This is a genomic window from Brotaphodocola sp. (assembly GCF_050873365.1).
Taxonomy (GTDB): domain Bacteria; phylum Bacillota; class Clostridia; order Lachnospirales; family Lachnospiraceae; genus Brotaphodocola.
In genome coordinates this window covers 62,225-85,206 of record NZ_JBNMIQ010000011.1, presented here as the reverse complement: position 1 = coordinate 85,206, position 22,982 = coordinate 62,225, and the positions used below count along the sequence as shown (strand labels likewise).

The 22,982-nt window shown below is 49.7% G+C and carries 17 protein-coding genes and 1 other RNA gene; 17 read left to right on the top strand and 1 reads right to left on the bottom strand.

The window, feature by feature from the left end; all coding sequences use genetic code 11:
• The first annotated feature begins 89 nt into the window (after window positions 1–89).
• The 7 genes from dnaG (at window position 90) to ACR0QT_RS07515 (ending at window position 8,540) form a co-directional block, all read left to right on the top strand.
• Window positions 90–1,889, top strand: a complete 1,800-nt coding sequence (gene dnaG, locus ACR0QT_RS07545; protein ID WP_432630213.1) for a DNA primase — start codon at window positions 90–92, stop codon at window positions 1,887–1,889.
• Between the two features lie 242 nt (window positions 1,890–2,131).
• Window positions 2,132–3,256: an RNA polymerase sigma factor RpoD gene (gene rpoD / locus ACR0QT_RS07540; RefSeq protein ID WP_432630212.1), complete on the top strand. Its 1,125-nt coding sequence runs from the start codon at window positions 2,132–2,134 to the stop codon at window positions 3,254–3,256.
• A gap of 70 nt (window positions 3,257–3,326) precedes the next feature.
• On the top strand, window positions 3,327–4,052 hold the full coding sequence (locus ACR0QT_RS07535; protein WP_432630211.1) for a tRNA (adenine(22)-N(1))-methyltransferase: 726 nt from the start codon (window positions 3,327–3,329) through the stop codon (window positions 4,050–4,052).
• Window positions 4,031–4,828: a Nif3-like dinuclear metal center hexameric protein gene (locus ACR0QT_RS07530; protein WP_432630210.1), complete on the top strand. Its 798-nt coding sequence runs from the start codon at window positions 4,031–4,033 to the stop codon at window positions 4,826–4,828. The genes ACR0QT_RS07535 and ACR0QT_RS07530 overlap by 22 nt, the downstream gene beginning before the upstream one ends.
• Window positions 4,829–5,161: 333 nt before the next feature.
• Window positions 5,162–6,817 carry a nucleoside kinase gene (locus ACR0QT_RS07525; RefSeq protein ID WP_432630209.1) on the top strand — a complete coding sequence of 552 codons (1,656 nt, stop codon included), beginning with the start codon at window positions 5,162–5,164 and terminating at the stop codon, window positions 6,815–6,817.
• Window positions 6,818–6,980: 163 nt separating this feature from the next.
• Window positions 6,981–7,328: RNase P RNA component class A (gene rnpB, locus ACR0QT_RS07520), an RNA gene on the top strand.
• A 201-nt stretch (window positions 7,329–7,529) separates the two neighbouring features.
• Window positions 7,530–8,540 carry a hypothetical protein gene (locus tag ACR0QT_RS07515; protein ID WP_432630208.1) on the top strand — a complete coding sequence of 337 codons (1,011 nt, stop codon included), beginning with the start codon at window positions 7,530–7,532 and terminating at the stop codon, window positions 8,538–8,540.
• Window positions 8,541–8,664: 124 nt separating this feature from the next.
• Here the strand turns inward: ACR0QT_RS07515 and abc-f are convergent, their stop codons facing one another.
• Complete coding sequence (abc-f, locus tag ACR0QT_RS07510) at window positions 8,665–10,641, bottom strand: ribosomal protection-like ABC-F family protein (RefSeq protein WP_432630207.1); 1,977 nt, start codon at window positions 10,639–10,641, stop codon at window positions 8,665–8,667.
• A 430-nt stretch (window positions 10,642–11,071) separates the two neighbouring features.
• Here abc-f and ACR0QT_RS07505 point away from each other — a divergent pair, with 430 nt between their 5' ends.
• From ACR0QT_RS07505 to ACR0QT_RS07460, 10 genes are all read left to right on the top strand, one after another.
• Window positions 11,072–11,758: a redox-sensing transcriptional repressor Rex gene (locus ACR0QT_RS07505; RefSeq protein WP_432630206.1), complete on the top strand. Its 687-nt coding sequence runs from the start codon at window positions 11,072–11,074 to the stop codon at window positions 11,756–11,758.
• Window positions 11,759–12,031: 273 nt separating this feature from the next.
• Window positions 12,032–13,651: an NAD(P)H-hydrate dehydratase gene (locus ACR0QT_RS07500; RefSeq protein WP_432630205.1), complete on the top strand. Its 1,620-nt coding sequence runs from the start codon at window positions 12,032–12,034 to the stop codon at window positions 13,649–13,651.
• A gap of 155 nt (window positions 13,652–13,806) precedes the next feature.
• Window positions 13,807–14,991: an alanine racemase gene (gene alr, locus ACR0QT_RS07495; RefSeq protein ID WP_432630204.1), complete on the top strand. Its 1,185-nt coding sequence runs from the start codon at window positions 13,807–13,809 to the stop codon at window positions 14,989–14,991.
• A gap of 208 nt (window positions 14,992–15,199) precedes the next feature.
• On the top strand, window positions 15,200–15,565 hold the full coding sequence (locus ACR0QT_RS07490; protein WP_432630203.1) for a type II toxin-antitoxin system PemK/MazF family toxin: 366 nt from the start codon (window positions 15,200–15,202) through the stop codon (window positions 15,563–15,565).
• A 222-nt stretch (window positions 15,566–15,787) separates the two neighbouring features.
• Window positions 15,788–16,726 (top strand): hemolysin family protein, encoded by a 939-nt coding sequence (locus ACR0QT_RS07485; RefSeq protein WP_432630202.1) that lies wholly within the window; start codon window positions 15,788–15,790, stop codon window positions 16,724–16,726.
• 214 nt (window positions 16,727–16,940) lie between these two features.
• Window positions 16,941–18,122, top strand: a complete 1,182-nt coding sequence (locus tag ACR0QT_RS07480) for an ABC transporter substrate-binding protein (protein ID WP_432630201.1) — start codon at window positions 16,941–16,943, stop codon at window positions 18,120–18,122.
• A 240-nt stretch (window positions 18,123–18,362) separates the two neighbouring features.
• Window positions 18,363–20,069 (top strand): ABC transporter permease, encoded by a 1,707-nt coding sequence (locus ACR0QT_RS07475; protein ID WP_432630200.1) that lies wholly within the window; start codon window positions 18,363–18,365, stop codon window positions 20,067–20,069.
• A gap of 59 nt (window positions 20,070–20,128) precedes the next feature.
• A complete protein-coding gene (locus ACR0QT_RS07470) occupies window positions 20,129–21,205 on the top strand; it encodes an ABC transporter ATP-binding protein (protein ID WP_432630199.1) in 1,077 nt (358 codons plus the stop codon).
• Window positions 21,206–21,315: 110 nt separating this feature from the next.
• Entirely contained in the window at window positions 21,316–22,188 is an 873-nt protein-coding gene (locus tag ACR0QT_RS07465; RefSeq protein ID WP_432630198.1) for a sensor histidine kinase, read from the top strand.
• Window positions 22,160–22,927, top strand: a complete 768-nt coding sequence (locus ACR0QT_RS07460) for a response regulator transcription factor (RefSeq protein ID WP_432630197.1) — start codon at window positions 22,160–22,162, stop codon at window positions 22,925–22,927. The genes ACR0QT_RS07465 and ACR0QT_RS07460 overlap by 29 nt, the downstream gene beginning before the upstream one ends.
• Window positions 22,928–22,982: the final 55 nt, after the last annotated feature.

Genomic DNA, 22,982 nt, shown 5'->3' with positions numbered 1-22,982 from the left:
TATTATTGGTATTAAAAATTCAGAAAATATGCTATAATAGGCGCAAAAGAAAAATATTAATTGATTTAATAATGAAAAAAGGAGCAGAAATGTATTATCCGGAGGAAGTAATAGAGGAAGTACGAACGAGAAATGATATTGTGGACATTGTTTCTCAGTATGTAAATCTGCAAAAAAAGGGAAGCAACTATTTTGGACTTTGTCCGTTTCACAACGAGAAATCTCCGTCCTTTTCGGTATCTCCCCAGAAACAGATGTATTACTGCTTCGGGTGCGGAGCTGGCGGAAATGTCATCACGTTTGTGATGGAATATGAGAACGATACATTTCCGGAGGCGATGAAACGTCTTGCTGATCGGGCAGGCGTAAAACTTCCGGAGATTGAATATACTCAGGAGGAGCGCGCAAGAGAAGACAAACGCTCGACAATCCTGGAGATCAATAAGTTGGCGGCAAACTACTTTTACTACCATTTGCATCAGCCCCACGGAAAGATCGGATATGAGTATTTCAAAAAGCGAGCACTCAGCGACGATACGATCCGCAGATTCGGGCTTGGATTTGCAAATAAGACAGGAAATGACCTCTATCAGTATCTGCGCTCAAAGGGATATGGGGATGAGATCCTCAAAGAGTCTGGTCTTGTGACGATCGAGGAGCGCGGAACCTATGACAAGTTTTGGAATCGTGTGATGTTTCCGATCATGGACATCAACAACCGCGTGATCGGTTTCGGAGGGCGTGTGCTCGGGGATGGAGAGCCGAAATATTTAAACTCCCCGGAGACGATCGTGTTTGATAAGAGCCGAAATCTGTACGGGTTAAATTACGCGCGGACGAGTCGGGAGAAGTACATCCTGCTCTGCGAGGGCTATATGGATGTGATTGCGATGCAACAGGCGGGATTTCAGAATGCGGTGGCTTCGCTTGGAACCGCGTTCACCTCTCAGCAGGCAATGCTCCTCAAGCGTTACACGGAGCTTGTGATCCTCACCTACGACAGCGATGGCGCGGGTGTGAAGGCAGCACTCCGGGCAATTCCGATTTTGAGAAACGTCGGCGTTTCCGCAAAGGTTCTGAATTTGAAGCCGTACAAGGACCCGGATGAATTCATCAAAAATATGGGTGCAGATGCATTTCGGGAGCGGATTGCGGATGCCAAGAACAGTTTTCTTTTTGAGATTGAGGTGCTCAAGCGAGACTACCAGATGCAGGACCCGGAGCAGAGGACAAAGTTTATCCACGCGACGGCAGAGAAACTTCTTGAGTTTGCGGAGCCGTTGGAGCGGGACAATTACATTCAGGCAGTTGCGAGAGAGCAGATGATTTCGTACAAGGATTTGAGAAGTCTCGTAAATCGCCTCGGTCTCAGCCGTGGTCTCGGAGATCGATCCGGTCAAAATTCCGAATATGGAAATTCCGGAAATGGTTTAAATGGTGGTGAAAATCGGGGCCGAAAGAAAGTCGATAAGGATGAAGGAATCCGACGTTCCCAGCGACTTCTTCTAACCTGGCTGATTGAAAAACCAAAACTTTTTGAGAAAATTCATGGGATTATCGGACCGGATGACTTTGATGAACCGCTTTATCACCAGGTGGCAGAGATGGTATTTGCAGAGCAGGAGAAGGGAAATCTCAATCCGGCAGAAATTCTGAATCATTTTATCAATGATGAAGAACAATACAAAGAGGTGGCTGGACTCTTTCACGCAAATCTGAAGGAGTCATTGAATAATGAGGAGCAGAAAAAGGCATTTTCGGATACCGTGCTGAAAGTGCGCAAGCACAGTCTGGATGAGGCAAGTCGACGCGCTGTGGATATTGCGCAGTTGCAGAAAATTATTCAGGAGCAGGCATCCTTAAAGACGCTTCACATTGAGATTGACTGATGATTGACTGATTTTTGATACGATCCTTGATACGGATGCAGACAGAGGGACAAAGAGGCGAGAGACGATTAGATTAGACAATACCATTACAAAAACGAGAGAGGCGATTGACGGAATCGATACAAGCTGATTCCTGCGATTTATATGGTATCGTTATATGGTATCGGTGTAAGAGAAGATTTATACAGGTAAGTGGAACGACGGAATTTTTGGAACACATCTTATGGAAAGGGCGGATAACTATGGAAGAACAGAAGCAGACGCAGACATTTGAGGAAAAACTGACGCACCTTGTGGAAGAGGCACGCAAAAAGAAAAATGTGCTGGAAAATCGGGAAATTCTGGATTTCTTTCGCGGAGAAATTCTGGACCCGGAAAAACTGGATCGAATTTATGAATTCCTGGACCGCCATCATGTAGATGTCCTGAGAACGGAAGAGGAAGACGAGATGGACCCGGATCTGTTTTCCGAGGAAGATCTTGAGGATGAGGAGGAGATCGATCCGGAGAAGATTGATCTCTCTGTTCCGGAAGGTGTCGGGATTGAAGATCCGGTTCGCATGTATTTAAAGGAAATTGGAAAGATTCCGCTTCTCTCCACCGATGAGGAGATCGAGCTTGCAAAGAAGATGGAGCTTGGGGATCAGGAGGCGAGAAAACGTCTTGCAGAGGCAAATCTGCGCCTTGTTGTCAGCATTGCAAAGCGCTATGTGGGACGCGGAATGCAGTTTCTCGATCTGATTCAGGAGGGAAATCTCGGACTGATCAAGGCAGTCGAGAAATTTGATTACCGGAAGGGATACAAGTTTTCAACGTATGCGACGTGGTGGATTCGTCAGGCGATCACGCGTGCGATTGCCGATCAGGCGAGAACGATCCGAATTCCGGTACACATGGTTGAGACGATCAACCGTCTGGTGCGCACTTCGAGACAGCTCGTTCAGGAACTCGGACGGGAACCAACCGTTGAGGAGATTGCGAAGCGCATGGAGATTCCGCCGGAGCGTGTGCGCGAGATCCGAAAGATTTCTCAGGACCCGGTTTCGCTTGAAACCCCGATCGGCGAGGAGGAAGACAGTCATCTTGGGGATTTCATTCAGGATGATCATGTCGCTGTTCCGGCGGAGGAGGCAGCGTTTACGCTCCTGCATGAACAGCTGATGGAGGCACTCTCAACGCTGACGGAGAGGGAGCAGAAGGTACTTCGTCTGCGTTTTGGACTCGATGATGGAAAGCCAAAGACGCTTGAGGAGGTCGGCGGAGAATTCCATGTGACGAGAGAGCGAATCCGCCAGATTGAGGCGAAGGCACTGCGCAAACTGCGCCATCCGAGCCGGTGCCGGAAATTGAAGGATTATCTGGATTAAATAGTTGTTGTTTATTTATTGTTTATAAAAGAATAGAAGAAAAGATTATGGAAAGAGAGATACAGATTCTGTGCAGATAAAATTATCAAAGAGACTTGAGACGATTGTGGAGATGGTTCCTGTGACCGGAGAGGACAGCTGTGTCGCGGATATCGGAACGGATCACGGTTTTGTGCCGATCCGCCTGATGGAGCTTGAGAAAGCGGGACGGGCGCTTGCGATGGATGTGAGAAAGGGCCCGCTTCAGCGCGCGCAGGAGCACGTTCTTGCGTGTGGGATGCAGAAGCGGATTGAGACGCGACTCAGCGATGGCATGCAAAAATTGCAGGCGGGAGAGGCAGACACCGTTGTGATTGCCGGAATGGGTGGAGAGTTGATGCTTCGCATCCTGAAATCGGCAGATCCGGCGGTCATTGCCGGAATTTCGACGTTTCTTTTATCTCCGCAGTCGGAACTTGCAATCTTCCGTCATGGTTTAGAAGAACTTGGGCTTGCGATCCGCGAGGAGAGAATGCTTGAGGAGGATGGAAAGTACTATACGATCATGCGCGTGGAACATGGAACGATGCATGCCGATTCGGAGGCAGAATACCGCTACGGCATGTGCCTGACCGAGGATTCCATTCCGGTACTTAGAGATCTTCTTGATAAAGAAGAGCGTCAGTATCGGGAGATTGCAGAACATTTGAATAAACAGGAGAGAGAGGGCGCGAAAGCTCGGTTGGAGGAGATCTCCGCGCTCTTACAGCAGATTGAGGAGGCAAAGCAGAAATTATGCAGTGCAGAGAGATCATAAAGGCTTTAGATGAGCTTGCTCCGCGGGCTTATGCCTGTGACTGGGACAATCCGGGATTTCTGGCAGGGCGGGCAGATAAGGAAGTGAAGACAATTCTGGTTGCTCTCGATGCGACGGATGAGGTGATCGATCAGGCGATCCGGATCCATGCGGATATGATTGTGACCCACCATCCGCTGATTTTCAGGGCACTCAAGCAGATCAATGACGAGCAGTTTATCAGCAGACGGATTGTGCGGATGATTCAGGCAGACATCAGCTATTTTGCGATGCACACAAATTTTGATATTGCGCCGGGATGCATGGCAGATTTAGCATCCGAGAGAATTGGTTTAAATGCAGAGGCACCGCTTGAGATAACGGTGCAGAATGAGAATGGAGCCTGTGGAATCGGAAAGATCGGTGAGCTTCCCAAGACGATGACACTCGAGCAGATCGCACAGCAGGTGAAGATGGCATTTGACCTGCCGTTTGTGACGGTGTATGGGAGTCAGAAACTGATAGGGGAGATTCGTCGCGTCGCAATCTCACCGGGATCAGGTGGAAGCATGGTGCAGACTGCGATTGCTCAGGGCGCGGAAGTTCTGATCACCGGGGATATCGGACATCACGATGGAATCGATGCGGTGGCATGTGGAATGGCGATCATCGATGCAGGTCATTACGGTCTGGAACATATTTTTATTCCATTTATAGCGGAGTATCTGAAAAAGACATTTTCTGATCAGATCAGCGTGATCCAGGCAGATCCGGCATTCCCAGCGGTTGTAATGTAATGAGCGCAAAAAGAAAAACAAAAAAATGAGCAAACCGCCTGTGTAAACAGGCGAGTGAGTGTGTCAGCACAGGTTTGCGAGTAGAAAAGTAAAAAGTGAAGTAAAAATGAATAAGTGAGCATTTGTGATATTTTGGTTACTGTTCAGAGGTAGGCACTTTTGGAACCGAAAGTGCCGTAAGATAACGTGGTGGTAGCGGGAATTTGTCGTATTTAAATGCGAAGCCACGGCAAATTCCGTTACTGGACACGTGCGCGTGAACAGTAACATATTTTGTAGCATGTAGCGTGTAGTGTGAGTCAAGCAATGGATGGACAACAGGAGGATGGGCAAATGATTCATGTGACAGTAGAAGGCGAAGCGAGAGAGTTTGAGGAAGAGACCCTCCTTATGGATGTGGCGGCGCTTTATCAGAGAAAATTTGAGTACGACATTCTTCTCGCGAGAGTGAATGGAAAACTTCAGGAACTGCATAAGCGAGTTAAAGACGGGACGGAGATCACGTTTCTGACGGCGAAGGACAGACCGGGCATCATGACGTATCAGAGAAGTGCAGTGCTGATTTTGCTAAAAGCAATCTATGAGGTGATTGGCAAGGATCGTCTGAAAAAAGTTGCTGTGGATTTCTCGATCGGAAATGGTCTTTTTATGGAGCCGATCGGGGATTTTGAGGTGACACCGGAGATGGCGGGAAAGATCCGGGATCAGATGCGTGCCTATGTGAATGCATCGATTCCGATTATGAAGCGGAGCATGAATACGGATGAGGCGGTGGAACTCTTTCACCAGCACAAGATGTATGATAAGGAGAGACTGTTCCATTACAGAAGAGTGTCCCGCGTAAACATTTACAGCATTGGAAAATTTGAGGACTACAACTATGGATACATGGTGCAGAACACCGGATACATCCAGTATTTTGATGTGATTGCCTACCAGCATGGGCTCGTGCTTTTGCTTCCGGATTCCTCAAATCCGACTGAGATTCCGGAATTCCAGCCACAGGAGAAACTCTTCTCCGTCCTGAAAGAGGCGAAGGACTGGGGAAGAAGCTTAAAGATTCCGACGGTCGGATCGTTGAATGAGCAGATCACAAAGGGAAAACTTAACGACCTGATTCTGATTCAGGAAGCCCGGATGGAAAAGAAGATGGGCGACATTGCCGAGATGATCAAGAACCAGCCGGACAAGAAATTTGTGATGATTGCAGGTCCGTCCTCCTCGGGAAAGACGACGTTCTCTCACCGGCTCTCGATTCAGCTTCGGGCAAATGGTCTCGTCCCGCATCCGATCTCCGTCGACAACTATTTTGTCAACCGTGTGAACAGCCCGAAGAATCCGGATGGAAGCTACAACTATGAGGTGCTCGAGTGCCTTGATGTCGAGAAGTTCAATCAGGACATGACGGATCTTTTAGAGGGAAAGACCGTTCAGCTTCCGGTTTACAATTTTGTGACCGGGGAGCGGGAGTATCAGGGAGACTGGCTGACGCTCGGCGAGAATGACATTCTGGTCATTGAGGGAATCCACTGCTTAAACGAGAGACTCTCTTACAGCCTCCCGAGAGAAAATAAATTCAAGATCTATATCAGCGCGCTGACCCAGCTTGGAATCGATGAGCACAACCGGATTCCGACGACGGATGGACGCCTGATCCGACGCATTGTCCGTGATGCGAGAACGAGAGGTGCTTCTGCTCAGGATACGATTCGAATGTGGCCGTCGGTGAGACGCGGGGAGGAGGAAAATATTTTCCCGTATCAGGAAGAGGCGGATGTGATGTTTAACTCCGCTCTCGTCTATGAGCTCGCGGTGCTCAAGCAGTTTGCAGAGCCGGCACTCTTTAGCGTTCCGCGCGACAGCGCAGAGTATGTGGAGGCAAAACGCTTACTCAAATTCTTGGATTACTTCCTCGGGGTTGGCTGTGAGAACATTCCGCAGAACTCGATTCTTCGCGAGTTTGTCGGCGGAAGCTGTTTCCGCGTGTAACTCAGAGTGGGCGTGTAACTCAGAATGGATGCGCAGTGATTCTGGCTGGTTAAGAAGATGTCAGTAAGCGAACCAGAATCACGCGTCAAGTTTTCGCGAGCGCTGACTTGAACACGAACACTCACTTGACAGTTTTAAAAAGCAATGGTAGAATAGACACGTTTGAGCAGGACAGATGGTCGCTGCCACAAGACCGAAAGGTTGTGGGAGAGGAAAGTCCGGGCTTCACAGGGCAGGGTGCCAGATAACGTCTGGCGGAGGTGACTCTAGGGACAGTGCAACAGAAATATACCGCCGGTTTGCGCCGGTAAGGGTGGAAAGGCAGTGTAAGAGACTACCGCCTGGCTGGTAACAGGCAGGGCACATGTAAACCCCACTCGAAGCAAGACCGAACAGAAAGCATAAGGCGGCCCGTCTGCTTTCGGGTAGGTCGCTTGAACCAGGTGGCGACATCTGGTCTAGATAGATGACCATCCAACGACATAACCCGGCTTATCGTCCTGCTCATTCAAAAAGAGTGCGTGAATGGGCGCACCGGAAATAAAAAAGATTTCAGAGCTCTCCGCACCGCGGGGAGCTTTTTGCATAAGAAAACAAAGATGAAATAATATAAACAAAATCGGATAAGATCAGGACAAGACAGAAGAACGAAGAAAGAAGAAAGAGAAGAGAAAGAAAAGAAAAGAGAAACATTCAGAAAGGACGGCTTTCAGTGACAAAATACCGATGTGCGTGTGTGTGGCGAACCAGATTTCGGCGAATTTTAAGCCTGTTGATCAGTACAATTTTGATTGTGTTGTCTGCGGGCGAGAGCTGGGCGATGGAGGCACCGGGGGACGGGAGTAGTGACTGGATTTACAAGAATTACCACTGGTATTATCGGGATTCGGATGGAAGCAATCACACCGGATGGCTGAAATACGGCGGAGAGTGGTACTGGTTTTCGGAGAATGGCGAGATGGCGGACGGCGGAAGTCTGGCAATCAACGGCGTGACCTACTATTTTTTCATCAATGGTCATATGGCGAGAAATCAGTATCTCGGATTGGAATTTTTTGGTGATGACGGACAGCACCAGAGCGATGGGGATATCCGGACAATCGGAAATGCGGATGTCACGACCGAACAGAAGGATCTGATCACCGATGCGCTCTACCTTGTCCCTCGAGGGTGGTTGGAGCGTTTTGTGAGAGATGGCTGGCAGATCATGTTTTACACGAAAAAGAAGTATTTCTCCGCGCCGTCGACCGATCTTGGAATCTACTATGTCTATCACAGCATGGATTCCGAGTATGAGAAAGTGAAGACGACAAAGCCGGAATTTCTTCTTGAGGCAATGTGCGAGTATGTTGGATATGCGTCCGGTTGCTACAAGAAGGGCGACGCGCGGATGGAGACGCTGTGGAATGCCTACCCGGTTCTCCAAGGGATTTTGGAGATTCCGGACTACTACGCGAGTGACAGCAAGTTTTATTTTGGAAAACTTGTCTCTGCCTATTTAGAGGGAGAAAAGACGGAGGAGATTCAACGGATTGCTCCTGAAGTCTGCGAGGTGATTGAGGAGATTCTTCATGAGAATGACAGTGAAGAGGAAAAGGAATATTACAGACAGCAGGCGGAACTTGCGCGACAGGAAGCGGAAGCCTACCAGGAGCGCGTGAGAGCCGAGGGTGGACCGGGCGTCAACCAGGAGGCCGGGGAGACGAAAGAAGAAAGCAATTAGATCAAGAGATTAATCAGATCAATGAAAGCAATCAGAATTAGATCCATCGGATGACTATGAATGGTGAAAAGTGAATCATAAACAGTGAATCGTAAAGGGGATAGGAAATAGAAAAAGAGCTGGCTTATTCGGCCAGCTCCTCCCACTGTGCATAGAGCGTTTCCAGATTTGTCTGGAGCGCTTCTTTTTCTTTGTTGAGTTCGACGAGGCGGGAGACATCGGTGTAGATCTCCTCCTGAGTCAGGAGCTCATCGATCTCGGCATCCCGGGTCTCGAGTTTTTCGATCTCCGTCTCAATCTTTTTTAAATCGTTCTGGCGTTTGCGGATTCTCGCCTGTTCTTCCTTCTGCGCTTTCCAGTCCTGCTTGGTGTCGGAAGCGGTATCTGCGCTGTTTCCTGCGGTTGAGGAAGCGGAAGTCCAGACACTCTTTCCGACGCCCGGAATCTGCTGGGCGGAGTTCTGCGCATTTGCACCCGGAGCGTAGAGATCCGTCATCAGCTCTTTCTTCTCGAGATAATAATCATAGTTTCCGATGTAGTTGATGAAGGTCTGTCCGGTCAGCTCAAGGATTCTCGTTGCCGTCTGGTTGATGAAGTAACGGTCGTGGGAGACGTAGAGCACGGTTCCCGTGTAATTTTTGAGCGCTTCCTCGAGGATCTCCTTGGAGGTGATGTCGAGATGGTTCGTCGGCTCATCGAGGATCAGGAAGTTTGCCTCGGAGAGCATCAGCTTTGCGAGGGAGACACGTCCGCGCTCGCCACCGCTCAAGTCCGAGATCCGCTTGAAGACGTCATCTCCGGTGAACAGAAAAGCTGCCAGAATGTTTCTGACCTGCGTGTTGCTCAAATTCGGATAGGCATCCTGAACTTCCTCAAACACGGTTTTTTCCATATGAAGGACATGGTGCTCCTGATCGTAGTAACCGATGTGAACCTTCGAGCCGAGCGTGATCGTGCCACCGTCGGATGGAAGCATGCCGTTGATGAGTTTCAAGAGAGTCGTTTTTCCGGTTCCGTTATTTCCGATGACAGCGACGCGCTCCCCGCGCTTGACGTCGATGTCGGCGTGGGAGAACAGTGTCTGGGAACCGAAGGATTTGCTCAAGTCACGGATCGTCAGAACATCGCTTCCGCTGACGATATTCGGCTCAAGTTTGATGCGCATCTCATCACTGATCTCGGCAGGCTTGTCGAGGATCTCGATCTTCGAGAGCATCTTTTCACGGCTCTCCGCACGCTTGATCGATTTTTCGCGGTTGAAGGATTTGAGCTTTGCGATGACTTCCTCCTGATGGCGGATTTCCTGTTGCTGGTTCAAATATGCCTTCATCTGGGCGGAACGGATCATCGCTTTCTTCTCGCTGTAATCCGTGTAGTTTCCGAGATAAGTCGTACTGCGTCCATTCTCGAGTTCCACGATCTTCGTCACGACGCGGTTTAAGAAATAGCGGTCATGGGCGACGATGATAACTGCGCCGTTGTATCCGCGCAGATAATTCTCAAGCCAGGAGATCGACTCCATGTCGAGATGGTTCGTCGGCTCATCGAGCAGGATCACATCCGGCTTAGAGAGAAGAAGGCGACCGAGGGAGACACGCGTCTTCTGACCACCGGAGAGGGTGGAAACCTGCTTGTCAAACTCGTCCTCATTGAATCCGAGACCCTTGAGAACGCCGACAATCTCGCTCTTCCACGCATATCCGTTTTCGAGTTCAAAGGTGTGGTTCAAACGGCTGTAAGTGGAGAGCATCTGCTCAAGTTCTTCGCCGACGGCATCGCGCATCTGAAGCTCAAGACTGCGGATCTGCTCCTCCATCTCGATAATCGGGCGTTTGACTTCCTTTAGTTCCTCATAGATCGTGCGACCGCTCTCGAGATCCTGATGCTGGGCGAGATAGCCGAGCGTTTTTCCGCGGGAGAGAACGGATTCTCCGCTGTCCGGGGAGAGTTCTCCGACAATAATTTTTAAGAGAGTGGACTTGCCGGCACCGTTGATTCCGACGATCGCAGCCTTCTCCTGATCCTCTACATGAAAAGAGACATCCGACAAGATCTGGTCTGTTCCGAATGCCTTGCTGATATGGTTGCAGGATAATATCATAAATAAAACCTCATTTCTTGTTTCTCAATTTTTAATCTTTGTTTTTTAATCTTTGCTTTTTGATTTTTGCTTCTTAATTTTTGTTTCTCAAATTTTTGTTCTTCAAATCGATTTTGTTTTTCAACCCAAATCTGTCTGTTTCCTCTTGTTTCTTTTGTTTCTTCTTACTTAGCTTTTTAACGGATTATTAGCTTCTTAACAGAACGCAACGAAACAGAGATTTAGGCATACTACGAAAAGTATAGTATAAATCCTTCAAATTTTCAATCATTTATCCGGAAGGGTTTTGAAGAGAGCCGTCCATGCTGGCATAAAATCCATTTCCGTTTGCGGAACGCGTGAACGGAGGCATATAAACAGTTTGACATAAAAATGGCAAACGGTTATAATAGAAAACAGTTGACAGACAGTAGAGAGGTGGCAGTGAATCATGGAAGGCAGAGAGATTTCAAAGGCGGTGATTACCCGTCTGCCCAGGTATTACCGTTATCTGGGAGAATTAATGGAACTTGGAGTGGAGAGAATTTCCTCCAACGAGCTGAGTTCCCGGATGAAAGTGACGGCATCTCAGATCCGTCAGGATTTGAATAATTTCGGTGGATTTGGTCAGCAGGGATACGGATATAATGTAAAATATCTATATACCGAGATCGGAAAAATTCTTGGAATTGACCGGAAACACAACCTGATTATCATTGGTGCCGGTAATCTGGGACAGGCGATTGCGAACTATGCCAATTTTGAGAAGCGTGGATTTATCATCAAGGGAATGTTTGATATCAATCCGCGTCTGATTGGACTTGTTGTGCGTGGCATTGAGATTCGCGGGGTGGATGACCTTGAACAGTTCATCCGTGACAACAACGTGCAGATGGCAGCACTCACGATTCCGAAGACAAAGGCACCGGAGATTGCAGACCGTCTGGTAAGTGCGGGAATCAAGGCAATCTGGAACTTTGCGCATGTGGACTTGAATGTGCCGGATGATGTTGTGGTAGAAAATGTGCATCTGTCCGAGAGTCTGATGCGACTTTCTTATCGGGTGTGCCGTCTTCAGGATCAGAAAGAGGAGCAGGAGAGACGCGCCAAGGAGAAGAAAGAGAAAGAAAAGAAATAAAGAGGAACGGTTTGGGAATATCCGGAATCGTTTTGCACATGATGTGGCGGATACCGGCAGGAGAAAGAGCATGTCTCATTTCGCCTGCCGGTTTTGCGTGTGCAGTGATTTTGATGAATTGAGTAATAAATCGAGTAATAATCAAGTAATAATCAAGTGATAATTAATAAACGATAATTAATAATTGAATAATCATTAAATTATGATAGAATGTGATAGAATCAAGAAAGATCAAGAAAGATCGAGAACAGATCAAGGACAGGAGGCGGACGGATGAGGTATTTTGTGACCGGTAAACAGATGAAACAGATTGATCAGGACACGATAGAGCGGATTGGGATTCCGTCGCTTGTCCTGATGGAGCGGGCGGGGTTAGCTGTTGCGGATGCAGTCGAGGAGATGATGATTTCTTCATATCCGAATCGATATCCGAATCAGCATTCAGATCAGCATTTAGATTCGCATTCAGATCACGATCTCGATCAGTACTCTGCTCAAGTTGCCCGAAATAAAAAGAATGCACGGATTTTGATTGTCTGCGGAACGGGAAACAATGGAGCCGACGGTATTGTCGTCGGAAGAATCCTTCACGGGCGAGGGTATGAGGCAGTGGTATTTCTCGGCGGAAATCCGGAACATGAGACCGAGGAGCATCGCAAACAGCAAAAGATTGCCGAGTCACTTGGCGTGACGATGACGCGCGAAAGAGAAGATCTGTCCGGTAGCTGGGATGTGATTGTGGATGCGGTGTTTGGCATCGGACTTGCGCGGGAGATCACCGGGGAGTGGAAGAGCATTTTGGAACAGCTCTCTGAGATTGCAAAGCGCGACGGCGCCAAGGTGGTTGCCACGGACACGCCGTCGGGAATTCATTCCCAGACCGGTCATGTGATGGGAACAGCACTCAGAGCGGATCTCACTGTGACATTTGGCTATGGAAAGACGGGACTTTTTCTCTATCCGGGGCGAAACTATGCCGGCAAGGTGCGTGTCGCGGACGTCGGATTTTCCGATGTCAGCTTGGAGAGAGTCGACTGGGACTGCAAGTCGCTTGAAAAATCCGATCTTGCCGATCTGCCGGTGCGCCAGCCGGACGGAAATAAGGGAACGTTTGGCAAAGTTCTCGTGATCGCAGGAAGCCGGGGAATGAGCGGGGCGGCGTATTTCAGCGCACTTTCCGCATACCGGACAGGTGCAGGGCTGGTGAAAGTCCTGACGGTTTCCGAAAATCGGGCAGTGATTCAGACGCAACTTCCGGAGGCGGTCGTCTCCGTCTATGATCCCGATCAGATCACAGCGGAGGAACACTCGACTGATTTTCTGAGGGAGGCGTGTGACTGGGCGGATGTGATTGTGCTCGGCCCCGGTCTCGGTCAGGAGCCGTATGTGGAGTACCTTGTCGAGGCAGTTCTCGAGCACGCGTATGTGCCGATGGTCTTAGATGCCGACGGACTCAACACCGTGGCATCCCACCCGTATCTGACGCGGTATTTCACGGAAAATATCATTCTGACTCCCCATATGGGCGAGATGGCAAGACTCTGTTCCTGTCCGATCTCGGAGCTCAAGGAAGATCCGGTTCAGGCAGTCAAGGCGTACAGCAGTCGCTATGGGGTGACCTGTGTGATGAAGGATGCCTCGACGCTGATTGCGGATAAGGATGGAACGGTCTGGCTGAATACGAGCGGATGCAGTGCGATGGCAAAAGGCGGTTCCGGAGATGTGCTGACGGGAGTCATTGCCGGTCTGCTTGCGCGGGGCATGGACTGCGACCGCGCATCGGCATTTGGTGTTTACCTTCATGGGCTTGCCGGTGAGAGCGCATCGGCAAAATTTGGAGAAAACGGTGTGCTTGCAAGCAATCTCGCGGATGAGGTCGCAAAGTTTGCGTAAGTTTTGCGAGGAGCGCCAAAATTGCAAGCAAAAAAGAGAAATTTGATGATTTGATAAAAAGAAAAATTTGACAAAAAGACCGTTTGGATATATTAAATATAAAAGAAAGAAAAAAGATAACAGATACAGGAAACAAAAGGAGAATATACAGAAAAATGAAGACGTATACACGGGTCTGGGCACCGATTGATCTGGATGCGGTTGTTTATAATATGGAATCTATGAAGAAAAATCTGAATCCCGGCACAGAGATGGTCGGTGTCGTAAAGACAGATGGATATGGTCACGGCGCCGTTCCGATCGCAAAGGTGATTGATCCGTTTGTAGCGGGATATGCGGTTGCAACGCCGGAGGAGGCCTATGTGCTTCGCCGTCACGGGGTTACGAAGTGGATTCTCGTTCTCGGAGTCTCTCATGAGAGCCAGTATGAGGAGATGATTCGCCAGCAGGTTCGCCCGTCGATCTTTACGATGGAGCAGGCAAAGCCGTTCTCTGAGACGGCACAGCGCCTCGGCGTCAAGGCACCGATTCATTTCGCGTTAGACACCGGAATGGGACGAATCGGAATGACGCCGGATGAGAAGGGAGCCGACCTTGCAAAGGCGATCGCCGATCTTCCGGGAATTGAGACTGAGGGACTGTTCACGCATTTTGCGCGCGCCGATGAGGCAGACCGCGGAGCGACCGTTCGCCAGTATGAGCGCTATCAGCATTTCTGTGATCTGCTTAAGGAACGCGGAGTCGAGATCCCGCTTCGCCACTGCTCAAACAGTGCGGCGATCATTGACTTTAAGGAGATGCATATGGGGCTTGTGCGCGCGGGCATCTCGATCTATGGCATGTATCCGTCGGATGAGGTGAACAAGGACGCCGTTCCTCTGCGTCCGGCGATGAGCTTGAAGAGCCGGATTACCTACGTCAAGGAGATGGTTCCGGGACAGGAGATCAGTTACGGCGGACTTTACAAGGTCACGAAGCCGATGCGCGTTGCGACGGTTCCGGTCGGTTACGGCGATGGCTATCCGAGATCTCTGACCGGAAAGGGAATGGTGCTGATCGCAGGAAAGCGTGTCCCGATTCTCGGACGCATCTGCATGGATCAGTTCATGGTCGATGTGAGTGAGATTCCGGAGGCGAAGGTGGACACCGAGGTGACGCTGATCGGAGAGGACGGAAATGATCGGATCTCGATGGAGGAGGTCGCAGACTGGTGCGGAGGCTTCCACTATGAGATCAGCTGTGACCTTGGAAAACGTATCCCGCGCGTCTACTTAAAAGACGGGAAGGTGATCGGAACGAAGGACTATTTTGATGATCACTATGAGGGTTTTACGGTTTAAGGATTCGTGACGGGACATGGTTTTTCTGCATAAAATAATCACAGAAAGGCAATAATAGCTCTAAAACAGCTGTCCATATTCTTTTGTTTTTTCTCTGAGTCGTTTGTTTTACATGTTTTTTGAAAATTGGAACTGTGTAAAACATACATAGGAAAAACGGGCGGGGGGAGAGAAAGAGAAGAAGCGGGACAGAGATGGAGTGAAATCAGTGATTATCAGACGAGGAGACATTTATTATGCAGATCTGCGCCCGGTGATCGGATCGGAGCAGGGTGGAGTCCGTCCGGTTCTCATCATCCAGAACGATGTGGGAAACCGGCACAGCCCGACTGTGATCTGCGCGGCGATTACCTCAAAGATGAACAAGGCGAAACTGCCAACCCATGTAGAATTGTCCACGCGACGCTGTGACATGGTTCGCGATTCGGTGATTCTCTTAGAACAACTGCGGACGATCGACAAACAGCGACTCCGCGAGAGAATCTGTCATATAGATGAGGAACTGCTTGGAAAGGTCAACCAGGCGCTGATGGTGAGTCTGGAATTGCCGTTTGCGGAGGAGCGTTCACTATGAGGCTTTTTCTTTCTGCCTACATAGTGAAAGAGGAGGCGGTTACAGGTTGTCCAACGCATGAATGGGAATCAGAGTCCGTCCGCGTCACTTGCGCCATTGACGAATCAGGAGAAATCAGGTACAATTACGGCAAAAAGAGATGTCGCAGAGCAGAAGAAGACAGGGGTTCCTGCTTTTTGTGTTTTGCGACATCTCTGTAAAAGAAAGGGAGTTTTGAGTCTTATGGACGAAGGCAGTTTGTCGTTGCCAATCCTGGTGGTCGTGGCGTTTGTCGCGATTTTGGCGGGAGTGACAATTCTGGCAATTCGTATCTACCGGAACCACAGACGTGAAAATGTGACAGAAGAAGATATTCGGACGATGGTGAGCGAAGGACAGGAGCAGGGCGTGTTAGAGAGCGGAGAGGCAGAGATGATCTCCAATATTTTTGAGATGAGTGATAAGCAGGCGTGGGACATCATGACGAACCGCAAGAACATTGTGGCGATCGATGGGTCCCAGACTTTGAAAGAGGCTGCGGATTTCATGCTCAAGGAGTGCAACAACAGTCGTTTCCCTGTCTACGGGCAGGATCTCGACGATATTCTCGGTACGGTGCATCTGCGCGATGTGATGGTGCATGTGCAGAATCCTCATGAGGCGAGGATGGCGGTTGCGAATGTGCCGGGAGTCATGCGAACCGCTCATTTTATTCCGGAGACGCGCAACATCTCTTCTCTGTTTAAGGACATGCAGTCGCAGAAGATTCACATGGAGATTGTGGTGGATGAGTACGGGCAGACTGCCGGTCTTGTGACGATTGAAGATATTCTCGAGGAGATTGTCGGAAATATCATGGATGAGTACGATGTGGACGAGCAGTATATTGTCCGCGGGGAGGGCGATGCGCTGATCATGAGTGGAATGACCCCGCTCGAGGACGCGGAGGAGGAGCTTGGCATCTCCTTCACGGAGGAGGACCGCGACAATTATGACACCCTCAATGGACTGCTGATTTCCCGTCTTGATCGGATTCCGAAGGAGGACGAGCATCCGGAGATCCCGTATCTCGGATTTCTGTTTTCCGTGCTCAAGGTGGAGGGAAGAATCATTCACTCTGTCCGCGTGACGAGGATTGCGACCGATCCGCAGAGTGAGGCGGAACTGGCAGACCATGCCTGAAAATAGTCAGATCACACGCAAAAACATGGGAAAACCGGACAAAAGTTCGACATCTTTCACTTCCGTTTTGTAAAAATCCTGACTGCACCTGTGAATATATACAAAAAATGATAAAAAGAGTTCAGAAAATCAGACAATCATACTGAAAAAAGGGTTTTCGCCCCTTCTTTTTTGTGATAGAATCAAGCTATCAGAAAAAAGGAGGGGTTTTATTATGAGGAAAAAATTGGCATTGTTGCTGGCATGTTCGATGTTGTTTGGACTGACCGGATGCGGAAACAGCAGTACCGGTTCAACCACAGCTCCGACTGAGGCACCGAAGACGGAAGAGACGACCGTTGCAGAATCTTCCGAGGCCTCCACAGAGGCGGGCGAGAGTGGAGATCTCGACGCGCTGATCGAGGCAGCAAAGGCAGAAGGGGAATTGACCGTGTATGGCTCCTGTGAGGAGGAGTATCTCTCCGCTGCCTGCCAGAACTTCGAGAAACTCTACGGAATCAAGACGAAATTCCAGCGTCTGTCCACCTCCGAAGTTTACACCAAGGTCTCCGAGGAGGCAGGAAAACCGTCAGCGGACGTATGGTTCGGCGGTACGACAGATCCTTACAACGAGGCAGTTGCAGCCAACCTGCTGATGCCGTATGAGGCGATCAATGCGAAGAACCTCATCAGCGATCAGTACAAGGACCCGACGAACTGCTGGTACGGAATCTACAAGGGCATTCTCGGATTCATGGTAAACACCGAGGAGATTGAGCGACTGAAACTGGATGCACCGAAGACCTGGGATGACCTGACGAAGGAAGAGTACAAGGGTCTGATCATGATGTCGAACCCGAATACTGCAGGTACTGCAAAGCTCGTGATCAACACGATGGTTCAGATGAAGGGTCATGACGAGGCGATGGAGTACTTCAAGGCACTCGATAAGAACATCGCTCAGTACACGAAGTCCGGTTCTGGTCCGTCCAAGATGGTAGGACCTGGCGAGTGTGTCATCGCAATCGGCTTCCTGCATGATGGTATCTATCAGATTCTTCAGGGTTATGACAACATTCAGCTCATCGTTCCGGAAGATGGAACTTCCTACGAAGTTGGCGCAACCGCAATCTTCGAGGGATGCACCCATCCGAACGCAGCGAAGCTGTGGATTGAGTATGCACTGTCTCCGGATTGCGTAGACATGGCGAAGGACAATGGTTCCTATCAGTTCCTCGTTCTGAGCAATGCAGAACAGCCGAAGGAAGCAGAAGAGTTTGGTCTGGATATGAACAACACGATCGATTATGATTTCGCAGATGCAAAGGCAAACAGTGCGAAATATGTAGAGGATTTCTTCAATGCACTTGGAAGCTCTGCTGACAGTGCAGATTCGAGCAGATTCTTGACTGAGTAAGGTTCTTGTTCTTAGCTAGAACGGCCAGTCAGCAATCATCGGTAATCGTCAGTCATAGAGAGTTCGATCGGTTTTTCTGATCGGAAAGTGTGACGGAATGTCTGCCGCGCGGTACTGCGAAAGCGGTTCCGCGCGGTTTTTGCGTCTGTCCGATTTGATGTGATGGTTGTACGAAATGATTATACGAGATGATTGCAATGGCGACAACAATGTGTTTCTTGTTAGAAAGGGGGACTGGCTGTGGCCAGAAGACAAAGCGCTGACCTTGAGCGTAAAAAATTTTTCTCAGATCCGATTTTGATCAGTATGATTGTGGTATTGCTGATCTTTCTGTCCCTGTTTATCCTGTATCCGCTTCTGATGCTTCTGGTGGACAGCTTTTATGCGGAGGGACATGTTACATTAGATGTATTTAAGCGTGTGCTCAGCCTCGAGCGTTTTCAGAATGCATTTCGCAATACGCTGGTGCTCGGCGTGATCACCGGTCTGGCTTCGACGGCGATCGGACTTCTGTTCGCCTATGTGGAAGTCTATGTAAAGCTCAAGACGAAGATCCTTGAAAAGCTCTTCGGTCTTGTGTCGATGCTTCCGGTTGTATCCCCGCCGTTTGTGCTCTCGCTGTCGATGATCATGCTGTTTGGACGAAGCGGTATCATCACGCGCTCCATGCTTCACATCTACGATTCCAACGTGTACGGCTTGAAGGGAATCGCGATCGTGCAGACGCTGACGTTCTTCCCGGTCTGCTACCTGATGCTCAAGGGACTTTTGAAGAACATCGATCCTTCTCTCGAGGAGGCAACCCGCGATATGGGTGCGACGAGATGGAAGGTATTTACGAGCGTGACGTTTCCGCTTCTTCTTCCGGGACTTGGAAATGCGTTTCTCGTAACGTTTATCGAGTCGGTTGCCGACTTTGCAAACCCGATGCTGATCGGTGGTTCGTATGATACGCTCGCGACAACGATCTACTTGCAGGTAACCGGTGCCTACGACTCGACGGGTGCGGCAGCGATGTCCGTTGTCCTCCTGTCTCTGACTGTGATCCTCTTCCTGATTCAGAAGTATTATCTCGAGAAGAAGACCGCGGCAACCCTGACCGGAAAGGCATCGAGAATGCGTATGCTGATCGAGGACAAGAGCGTGACGACTCCGCTGACGATCTTCTGCGGAATCGTGGCAGCCTTCGTTCTTCTGATGTACATCATGGTTCCGTTCGGCGCTCTGTTTACGCTGTGGGGACGTGATTACAGCTTGAGCCTCAAGTGGTTCCAGTACATGTTTAAGACGAGCGGACTCAAGGCGTTCAAGGATTCCTTCGTGCTCTCCCTGATCTCCGCACCGATCACCGCCTTTCTGTCGATGGTGATTTCCTATCTCGTGGTAAAGAAACGCTTCCGCGGACGCAGTTTCATTGAGTTCGTCTCGATGCTTGCGATGGCAGTTCCGGGAACCGTTCTCGGTATCGGATACATCCGCGGTTATGCAAACGGACTCTTCCGAAGTGGAGTCTTAAGCAGTCTCTACGGAACCGGTGTGATCCTGATCATCGTCTTCGTTGTGCGAAGTCTTCCGACCGGAACGCGAAGCGGAATCTCCGCTCTTCGCCAGATTGATAAGTCGATTGAGGAGTCTGCCTACGATATGGGCGCAAACTCCGCGCGAGTTTTCATGACCGTGACGCTTCCGCTGATCAAGGATTCGTTCTTCAGTGGTCTTGTAACTGCATTTGTGCGAAGCATCACCGCGATCTCCGCAATCATTCTTCTCGTAACTCCGGATTTCCTGCTGATCACCTGTCAGATCAATGAGCAGGCAGAAAAAGGAAACTATGGTGTCGCATGTGCGTATGCAACCGTGCTGATCGCGATCACCTACGGAGCTGTTCTTCTGATGAATCTGATGATGAAGTTCTTCGGAGTCAGCCGGAAGATGAAAGAGGAGTAAGGTCGTCAGAGAAACTCGAATGAAATATGGAATATAGAATCAGGCAGGAGGAAAACAGGATGGAAAAAAAGAAAAAAGGTGTCCGTCTGGAACATATCTCTAAAATTTATAATGACCCGAAGACAGGAAAAGAGTTCTATGCCGTTCACGACGCAGATTTGAACATTGAGCCGGGAACCTTCGTGACTCTGCTTGGCCCGTCCGGATGTGGAAAGACGACAATCCTCAGAATGATCGCCGGATTTGAGAGCCCGGATGAGGGAGAGATCTACCTTGACAATCAGCCGATCAACGGTCTGACGCCGAACAAGCGAGATACCGCGATGGTATTCCAGAGCTATGCGCTTCTCCCGCACTACAACGTTTTCGACAACGTGGCTTACGGTCTGAAAATACGAAAGGTTCCGAAGGATGAAATACGCGAGAAGGTGCTCAACATCCTCAAACTTGTGGAGATGGAGGGCATGGAGTCCCGAATGACGAACCAGCTTTCCGGAGGTCAGCAGCAGCGAGTTGCACTTGCGCGTGCGCTTGTGCTTGAGCCGGGCGTGCTCCTCTTTGATGAACCGCTCTCAAACCTCGACGCAAAACTTCGTGTGACGATGAGAACGGAGATCCGAAAGATTCAGCAGAAAGTCGGAATCACTGCGATCTACGTTACCCATGACCAGTCGGAGGCGATGAGCATTTCCGATAAGATCATCATCATGAGCAAGGGAAAAGTTGAGCAGATCGGAACGCCGAGAGAGATCTACTACCATCCGAATTCCCGCTTTGTCGCAGACTTCATCGGCGAGGCGAACTTCCTCGACGCACAGGTTCTCGAGGCAGGGGAGGAGAAGGCAAAGATTCTCGTCGCAGGGGAGACAATTGAGGTCAACAACTTTGCTCATGCAAAGGCAGGCGACAAGAGTGAGCTTGTTCTTCGCCCGGAGGCAGTCAGCCTTTCGGAGAACGGTGTGATTGAGGGAACCGTGACACTCTCGACGTTCATGGGCTCCTATCAGTACTATCAGCTGAGTGTGGACGGAATGGAGATTCAGATCACCGATTACAACCCGGTCAACCGCCGGATTTATGAGACAGGCGAGAGAGCTTTCCTTGACTTTGACCCGAGAGGTGTTTATATTTTATAACATCGAGAGGATATCGATAGGGCGTTGACCAAAACATCGGCTTCAATATGGATGTCGATCTCGTGTCGACACAGAGTCGATTTGAAAAAGTTGGAGAGGAATGAGGCGTCATGTGGTCATGGTTTGGAAGAAAGAGGGAAGTGCAGAGACGGGAAGACTGTGAACGGATTTTAAGGGGGCTTAGACAGGTTCAGGACGGGAATCTTGAGACGGAGATCCGGGCGGATTCCGATCCGGATCTTGCCGAGATTGCAGATGTCTGCAACGAGATGATTGAGAGCCTGCGCCGGGAGCGGGAGTCCGCGCGCCAGATGGCAGAGCTTGTCGCGGCAGCGCAGAACAAACAGCTCGAGTCCCAGTTTAATCCGCATTTCCTCTATAACACGCTCGAGAACATCCGCTACATGTGTCGTCTCGACCCCTCGTCCGCAGAGCAGATGGTTCGAGATCTGTCCGGGCTGATGCGTTACAGCCTGGAGAACAGCGGGGGAGAAGTGATTCTCTCGGAAGATCTTGACCATCTGTCTCGTTATCTTGCGATCCTGAAATGCAGGTTTGGAGAACGGTTTCAGTTTACGACCGAGATCAGCGAGCAGGCGCTCTCATGTTGGATTCCGAAACTTGTGCTTCAGCCGATGATCGAGAATGCGGTCAAGTATGGATTTGGCGGAAAGAAAAAAGAGATTCATGTCAATTTGAAGGCGTACTGCCATGAGGGAACATTATTTTTACTTTGCAGGGATGACGGCATGGGGATGAGCCAGAGTGCACTCAAGAATCTGGCGGATCTTCTCGAACAGAGGGAGAATACCAGCCGTCATTCTGGTCTTTATAACATTCACCGGAGAATAGGTCTGCTCTACGGGCGTCCGTATGGAGTGAAGATTCGGAGCTTGGAGGGCGAGGGAACCGCTCTCGTCGTGACGATTCCGGTGCACGAGGGGGAAGAGAAAGATGCTACGGATTCTGATCGCAGAGGATGAAGAGGTGATCCGAAAGGGACTCGTCTGTACGACCGACTGGCTTTCGATGGACTGCGTTGTCGTTGCGGAGGCTTCGGATGGTCAGGAGGGACTCGAAAAGATTCTTGAGAGTCGTCCGGATGTTGTGATTGCGGATATCTGTATGCCTTGCCTTGATGGGATTGAGATGATCCGTCAGGCAGAGGAGACTTTGCGGTTTAAGAGCATTCTTCTGACGAGCTATGAGGATTTTGAGTTTGCAAAGCGGGCGATTGAGGCAAAGGTCAGTGCCTATCTCCTGAAACCGGTTGATGAGGAAGAGCTGGCGCGTGTGATTGCGGAGATTCAAAAGGAGATCGATTTAGAGAGGCGAGCAGAGCGCGCTCTTCGGAAAACGGAGGAGGAGAGTGTCGAGACGGCGACAAAGAATGTCCGTGTGATGGAGAATGGCTATGTCGCAGAGTGCATTCGCCGGATTCAGAAAGATTACCAGAAGCGTCTGAGTGTGGAGCAGATCGCAATGGAGCTTGGAGTCAGTGCGAGTTACTTGAGCCGAAAGTTCAAGGAAGCGACGGGGCAGACATTTTTGGACTTCTTAAATCGCTACCGGGTTCAGCAGGCAACCGCACTTTTGGAGACGGGCAGATACCGGATCTCGGAGATCTCAGAGGCGACGGGATTCTCGGATTACAAGCATTTTTGCGCGGTATTTAAGAAATATACATCAAAATCGCCGACAAAATTTCAGCAGGAGTATTGATCTTACGTCTTTTTGGTGTTAGAATAATAAAGATGTTTTGTCGTGAGGTCACGAC

Excerpts from the sequence above, each read along its gene's own strand:
- dnaG (WP_432630213.1), top strand. The coding sequence starts at position 90 with ATGTATTATCCGGAGGAAGTAATAGAGGAAGTACGAACGAGAAATGAT.
- rpoD (WP_432630212.1), top strand. The coding sequence starts at position 2,132 with ATGGAAGAACAGAAGCAGACGCAGACATTTGAGGAAAAACTGACGCAC.
- ACR0QT_RS07530 (WP_432630210.1), top strand. The coding sequence starts at position 4,031 with ATGCAGTGCAGAGAGATCATAAAGGCTTTAGATGAGCTTGCTCCGCGG.
- ACR0QT_RS07525 (WP_432630209.1), top strand. The coding sequence starts at position 5,162 with ATGATTCATGTGACAGTAGAAGGCGAAGCGAGAGAGTTTGAGGAAGAG.
- abc-f (WP_432630207.1), bottom strand. The coding sequence starts at position 10,641 with ATGATATTATCCTGCAACCATATCAGCAAGGCATTCGGAACAGACCAG.
- ACR0QT_RS07505 (WP_432630206.1), top strand. The coding sequence starts at position 11,072 with ATGGAAGGCAGAGAGATTTCAAAGGCGGTGATTACCCGTCTGCCCAGG.
- ACR0QT_RS07500 (WP_432630205.1), top strand. The coding sequence starts at position 12,032 with ATGAGGTATTTTGTGACCGGTAAACAGATGAAACAGATTGATCAGGAC.
- alr (WP_432630204.1), top strand. The coding sequence starts at position 13,807 with ATGAAGACGTATACACGGGTCTGGGCACCGATTGATCTGGATGCGGTT.
- ACR0QT_RS07485 (WP_432630202.1), top strand. The coding sequence starts at position 15,788 with ATGGACGAAGGCAGTTTGTCGTTGCCAATCCTGGTGGTCGTGGCGTTT.
- ACR0QT_RS07480 (WP_432630201.1), top strand. The coding sequence starts at position 16,941 with ATGAGGAAAAAATTGGCATTGTTGCTGGCATGTTCGATGTTGTTTGGA.
- ACR0QT_RS07470 (WP_432630199.1), top strand. The coding sequence starts at position 20,129 with ATGGAAAAAAAGAAAAAAGGTGTCCGTCTGGAACATATCTCTAAAATT.
- ACR0QT_RS07465 (WP_432630198.1), top strand. The coding sequence starts at position 21,316 with ATGTGGTCATGGTTTGGAAGAAAGAGGGAAGTGCAGAGACGGGAAGAC.
- ACR0QT_RS07460 (WP_432630197.1), top strand. The coding sequence starts at position 22,160 with ATGCTACGGATTCTGATCGCAGAGGATGAAGAGGTGATCCGAAAGGGA.